At 70.4% G+C, this 1,524-nt stretch carries 1 protein-coding gene and 1 pseudogene; one reads left to right on the plus strand and one right to left on the minus strand.

Going from position 1 to position 1,524, the window contains the following annotated elements:
• Window positions 1-196: 196 nt before the first annotated feature.
• A complete protein-coding gene (locus ACQKIP_RS47160) occupies window positions 197-1,009 on the minus strand; it encodes an amidohydrolase family protein (protein ID WP_365862512.1) in 813 nt (270 codons plus the stop codon).
• Window positions 1,010-1,223: 214 nt separating this feature from the next.
• Here ACQKIP_RS47160 and ACQKIP_RS47165 point away from each other — a divergent pair.
• Window positions 1,224-1,524, plus strand: a pseudogene (locus tag ACQKIP_RS47165) (hypothetical protein); the annotation flags it as partial.

Consider the following 1,524-nt stretch of genomic DNA (forward strand, 5'->3'; position numbering starts at 1 on the left):
GTGTACGGGTTCGTGCCGGCGTTTGCCGTGCAGGTCAGGGCCGCCGCGATGCCGGTGGCGAGAGTGGCGGCGAGGGCTGCGTGTGCTGTTCTTTTCACCATGTAGACGAGCGTATGAATCCACCGCCCCGGCGAGCAGCCGGACAGCCCCCGGCCTCAGGGTGGTGCTGGCACCACCGCCAGGCCGCCCGCCCCGCTCAGAGGCTGAAGACCCGCCGTGCGTTGCCGGACAGGAACAGGTCCGTGGTCTGTGCGTCCAGGTCGAGTTCGGCGAGGTGTTCGAGGGCCCTGCCCGGCGTGATCATGGGGTAGTTCGAGCCGAACAGCACCTTCCCGCGGCCCCGGCCGCGCAGGTAGTCGACCAGTTCGCGCGGGTAGCGGCGGGCGGTGTAGGCGCTGGTGTCGATGAAGACATTGGCGTGCTTGTCGGCCACCGCGATCATCTCCGTGGTCCACGGATAGCCGATGTGGCCGCACACGACGGCCAGTTCGGGGAAGTCCAGCGCGACCTGGTCGATGTACGGGATGGGCCGGCCCGTCTCGGAGGGACGCAGCGGGCCGGTGTGCCCGACCTGGGTGCAGAACGGAACGCCGAGTTCCGCGCAAGCGGCGTACAGGGGGTAGTACAGCCGGTCGGTGGGCGGCAGCTGCCACAGCCAGGGCACGATCCGCAGGGCCACGAAGCCGAGTTCCGTCACCGCGCGGCGCAGCTCCCGTACGGCCCTGACCGGCCGGGTGAGGTCCACGCCGGCCACTCCGCGCAGCCGCCCGCCGGACCCGGCGACGAAGCCGGCGACCTCGTCGTTGCTGATCAGCGGCCCCTGCGGCCCGTACCAGGCCGCCGAGAGACCGATCTCGACGTCCGCCGCGGCCAGCGCCGCCACGGTGGCCTCGAGCGGCAACGGCTCGTCGAGGACCTCGAGTCCCGTCCACCGGCGCAACGAATCGAACATCTCGTGGTTGGAGTGACGCAGCGTGGGGTGCTGCATCCACGCGTCGATGACCGGCACGGACTCCCTGCCTCTCTCCGGGGCTCCGCACGGGTCCCCGTACGGGGGCGCCGACGGTACTGCACCCGCCGGAAGTGCACCAAGTGACGCTCTGTGCAGCAAAGTTGATGTATTCGTGAGCCGTGCTCAAGTACGCTCCGTGCGACAAAGACCGACACTGACCGACAATGACCACCCGCCGCACAGCGGCCACATCAGGCACGGGGGTGCGGGGATGAGCCGGGAACTGGGATTCGAGGGCCTCATCGAGGACGAAGGCTTCTTTCCCCGGCTCCTCGGCCGGAACGCCAGGGGCCGCGACGAGAAGCTCCTCTACGGGCCCGACCTGCCCGTCGTGCTGCTCACCGGCGGCCCCGGCATGGGCAAGCAGCGGCTCCTCGAACTGCTGCGGGACCGGTTCGGGCGCAAGGTGCCGGTGGCGTACGTGGACTGCGCCGACCCGCGCTATGCGGCGGAGGCCGGGCGCGGGCCCTCCTGCCGCTCGGACGCGACGGAGACCATGTACGACATCGCCC

Source organism: Streptomyces sp. NPDC059900 (assembly GCF_050270335.1).
GTDB lineage: Bacteria > Actinomycetota > Actinomycetes > Streptomycetales > Streptomycetaceae > Streptomyces.